4 protein-coding genes are annotated in these 4236 nt (G+C 73.2%); 2 read left to right on the top strand and 2 right to left on the bottom strand.

Going from position 1 to position 4236, the window contains the following annotated elements; translation table 11 throughout:
- Window positions 1-318 precede the first annotated feature (318 nt).
- Both DQW85_RS12940 and hisG read left to right on the top strand, forming a co-directional pair.
- Complete coding sequence (locus DQW85_RS12940; RefSeq protein WP_113700568.1) at window positions 319-582, top strand: phosphoribosyl-ATP diphosphatase; 264 nt, start codon at window positions 319-321, stop codon at window positions 580-582.
- Between the two features lie 62 nt (window positions 583-644).
- Entirely contained in the window at window positions 645-1490 is an 846-nt protein-coding gene (hisG, locus tag DQW85_RS12935; RefSeq protein ID WP_113700567.1) for an ATP phosphoribosyltransferase, read from the top strand.
- A 43-nt stretch (window positions 1491-1533) separates the two neighbouring features.
- Here hisG and DQW85_RS12930 read toward each other — a convergent pair whose 3' ends face one another.
- A complete protein-coding gene (locus DQW85_RS12930) occupies window positions 1534-2832 on the bottom strand; it encodes an aminotransferase class V-fold PLP-dependent enzyme (protein WP_113700566.1) in 1299 nt (432 codons plus the stop codon).
- Window positions 2833-2895: 63 nt separating this feature from the next.
- Window positions 2896-3915 carry an EAL domain-containing protein gene (locus DQW85_RS12925; RefSeq protein ID WP_240197136.1) on the bottom strand — a complete coding sequence of 340 codons (1020 nt, stop codon included), beginning with the start codon at window positions 3913-3915 and terminating at the stop codon, window positions 2896-2898.
- Between the last annotated feature and the right edge of the window lie 321 nt (window positions 3916-4236).

Genomic DNA, 4236 nt, shown 5'->3' with positions numbered 1-4236 from the left:
CGACCGGCCGCGCGACGGCCACCGGTCCGGCGGCCCCCGCGGCGACGACCGTGGCGGCCGGGGCGGCTACCGCTCCGAGGGACGCGGCAACGGTTTCCGCTCCGGCCAGGGTGAGCGCCGATACGGCCGCTGACCTTCCCCGACACCTCACACCGCCCGCCGTACCCCCGACAGGGGAGCACGGCGGGCGGTGCCGTTCCCGGGCGAGGGAACGTCCACAAGGGCGGCGCGCCGTCTCGCGTGGCGGACTCCGGGGCGTGGGACCGTCGCGCGCAGACTAGGCTTGTCATGCACGTCAGCCGACCGACGAGAGAGACCATGAAGACCTTCGAAGAGCTGTTCGCCGAGCTGTCCGAGAAGGCGCGCACCCGGCCCGCGGGGTCGGGCACCGTGGCCGCGCTCGACGCCGGTGTCCATGCCATCGGCAAGAAGGTCGTCGAGGAGGCCGCCGAGAGCTGGATGGCCGCCGAGCACGAGTCCACCGACCGGGCCGCGGAGGAGATCTCGCAGCTCCTCTACCACGTGCAGGTGCTCATGCTCGCGAAGGGCATCGGGCTGGACCAGGTCTACAAGCATCTCTAGGGCGTTCGCGCCCGGACCTGGCACCCGTTCCGACCTTCGCGAGACACAGGGATGACAACGACATGATCCGACTAGCCGTACCCAACAAGGGCGCGCTCAGCGAAGCCGCCCAGGCCATGCTCAAAGAGGCCGGCTACCGGCCGCGCCGCGACAGCAAGGAGCTCGTCGTCCTCGACGAGGACAACGGCTGCGAGCTGTTCTTCCTGCGCCCGCGCGACATCGCCGTCTACGTCGGCGAGGGCACGCTCGACGCCGGCATCACCGGCCGCGACATGCTGATCGACTCGGGCGCGCCCGTCGAGGAGATCATGCCGCTCGGCTTCGGCGGCTCCACGTTCCGCCTGGCCTCCAGGGCCGGCGCGATGACGTCGGTCAAGGACCTCGACGGCATGCGGATCGCCACCTCCTACGCCGGCCTGCTCGGCAAATACCTCTCCGACGCGGGCGTGGACGCCCGCGTCATCAGGCTCGACGGCGCGGTCGAGACCGCCATCAGGCTCGGCGTGGCCGACGCCATCGCCGACGTCGTCGAGACCGGCACCACGCTGCGCAACGTCGGCCTGGAGGTGTTCGGCGACCCGATCATGCGCTCGGAGGCCGTGCTGATCAAGCGGCAGAGCGCGCCCGAGGTCTCGGGCGTGCTCCAGCTCGTACGAAGGCTCCAGGGGGTCGTGCACGCCCGCGACTTCGTCATGATGGACTACGACATCCGCGCCGAGCGGATCGAGGAGGCCATCGCGCTCACCCCCGGCATGGAGGGGCCGACGGTCTCGCCGCTGCACCGCGAGGGATGGGTCGCCGTCCGGGCCATGGTCCGCCGCAAGGGCCACCAGCAGGTGATGGACCAGCTGTGGGACATCGGGGCGCGGGCCATCCTGGTCACCGACATCTACGCCTGCCGCCTCTGAGCGCCCTTCCCGGGCACCTCCGGTGCCCGGGCGGACGGGGCGGTCAGCGCAGTTCCGCCACGGCCTTGACCGCCCGGTCCACCTCCTCGGGGGTCGTGACGATGCTCGTGCCGAACCGCAGCAGCGTCGGCCTGTACGGCGTGCTGCTCGCGACGATCTTCCGCTCGCGCAGCCCGGCCACCGCCATGTCCGGGTGCATGCCCGCGATCGCGCAGCACACCAGCCCCGCCGACAGCTCGGCCGCGACCGGCGTCACCAGCGTGACGTGCGGGATGGCGCGCAGCCCCTCCTTGAGGCGGGTGGCGAGCTCCTGGGTTCGCCGCTGGACGCGGTCCTTGCCGATCGCGTCCTGGAACCCGAACGCCTGCGTCATCGCCCACCGGTGCTCGAAGGCCTTGTAACCGCCCGGCGTGACCAGCTCGGCCGTGGTCGGGCCCGGCGCCCTGCCGGTCTGCCACGCCACGAACGAGGGCCGTTCGAAGCCGGGGACGACCGGCGCGAGGGCGTCCCAGGCCCGGCCCCACAGGATGCCGGTGCCGCGCGGCCCGAACAGCCACTTGTGGGTGCCGCTGGACAGGAAGTCGCAGCCCAGGTCGGCCACGCCGTCGGCCATCGCGCCGAAGCCGTGCACCCCGTCCACGCACAGCAGCGCCCGGTCCTGCTCGTCCCGACCCCTGTTGATCTCGGCGAGCATGTCGGCGATGGCCCTGATGGGCAGCCGCACTCCGGTGCTGGAGTGCACCCAGGTCACCGCCACCACCCGGGTGCGCGGACCGAGGCCCGCCTTGATCGCGCTGACGATCCGGTCGGCCGACGCCGTCGCCGCGTTGTCGTACAGCCTGACCCTGCGCACCCGCGCCCCCGTACGTTCGGCCAGCAGGCGCACGCCCTCGTGGGTGGCCAGGAAGTCGTGCTCGGTGGTCAGCACGTCCTGGCCCGGGCGCAGCCGCATGCCGGAGTAGAGCAGCCCGAGGCCCATCGTGGTGCTGTCGGTGAGCGCGATCTGGCCCGGCTCGCCGCCGAGGAAGCGCGCGGCCGTCCGCCGGATGGTGAGGTCGGGAGCAGGGTCGCCCCGCGGGAGGTAGTGCGGGTCGGCGTCCAGCCCGGCGCGGTGCCTCTGGATCGTCTCGCGCACCAGGGCCGGCGCGGGAGCCAGCACGAACGCCGAGAAGTGCGCCAGGCCCGGGTCGAGCGTGAACTGCGCGCGCACCGACGCCCAGTCCTTCGGCTCGAAGGGAGGCGCCTTCGAGGGGAAGGGGGGCGAGGGCGTGGAGGCGCAGGCCGCCACCCCGGCCAGCGCGCCCGCGCCGAGCAGGGCCCGTCTGTTCAGCTGCCGCGTCACGCCTTACTTCCTACCCGACCGGCGGTGCGCTGCCCAGTGCGGCGTCCGAGTCGTTACGGATCTTCAGCTCTTGATCGCGGTCAGCTGGCGGATCAGGTCCGAGACGCGGACGATGCCCATGCAGCGGTTCAGCTCGTCGGTGACCACCAGGTCGTCGTACACACGGCCCGAGTCATGGCCCGCCGCCCGCATGGCGGCCACGGCGGGCGTGCTCTTCGGCACCGTGCGCGGAGGGTCGGCCAGCCGCCGCGCGGGCTTGCTCCCGTGCAGCGCGTGCCCGTAGCGGGCCGCGATCGACAGCAGGAACCTGCCCCGGTCGAGGCTGCCCTGCGGCCGCTGATACTCGTCCACCAGGATCACGCTGGTGATGGACGGCTCGTGGCCGAACGCCTCCACCACCTCCTCCGCCTTCGCCTCCGCCGGCAGCGTCACCGCGGGCAGCAGCAGCTCCTGCACGCGCGGGCCCAGCTCCACCCCGGCGGGCGTGTCCTCGGCGGACGGGAGGGGCACCCGTACCAGACCGTCGGGACCCGGCGCCAGCAGCGGCCCGTGCGCGAGCCGCACGCCCCAGCCGCGCACCGCCGACAGCTGTGCCTGCTCCTCGATCGCGGGTGCGAGCACGTGCGCGCCGATGCCGCGCGCCAGCTCCACCACCGCCCGCGCGACCGCCATCGCCCGGTGGTCGCGCGGGAGCCGCGCCATCACCTCGGTCGACAGCGCCAGCAGGTACGGCGAGACGTCCGCCATCAGGTCGAGCGGCACGCTCTCCGCGCCCACGCCGCCGAAGCCGAGCAGGTAGCCATGGCTGCGCAGCCCGTCGAGCGAGACCTGGATCACCGGCCGCTCGGCCGGGCCGCACGGACCCGTGAGCAGCAGCATGGTCTCGCGGGGATGCCTGCCGGACCTCCTCAGCGCCTCGTGCAGCGGCGTGAGCGCCCCCGCACCCTGCGCGACCACCCGGATGGGCAGCTCCAGCACCAGCGGCAGTGGGCCGTCGGGGACGTAGCCCAATGGGTCCACGGTCGCCGGCCTGGCGACGACGGTTCCCGTGTCAAGATCCACGATGGGGCCTGCAGACGGCACGTAGCGATGATCCGGCTTCGCCGGGCTGTGCAGAAGGCGTTCCAGACGAAGTTCACCGACATTTCCCATGGAGTTCCCGTCGGAGGTGCGGGGATCCCGGAGCGAGCGCCGGGGCTCGTGGGAAGCGGCGTGCGGGCTCGGCGAGGCCGCGGGCGTGCCGGGCGGGGGACTCCGGTCGGCTAGCCTTCGGGCATGAGCGCGCGACCGGCGAAGGGCGGCGGCCGGTGGGTGTCCGTGCCGCCGGAGCGCGTGCACCCGTGGATCGACGGCTTCGCCGGCCGCCACGGGCCGTTCGAGGCCTCCGGCGACGATCGGGCCGTG

The organism is Nonomuraea lactucae (assembly GCF_003313395.1).
GTDB classification, from domain to species: Bacteria; Actinomycetota; Actinomycetes; order Streptosporangiales; family Streptosporangiaceae; genus Nonomuraea; species Nonomuraea lactucae.
This window is presented reverse-complemented; position numbering and strand designations above follow the sequence as displayed.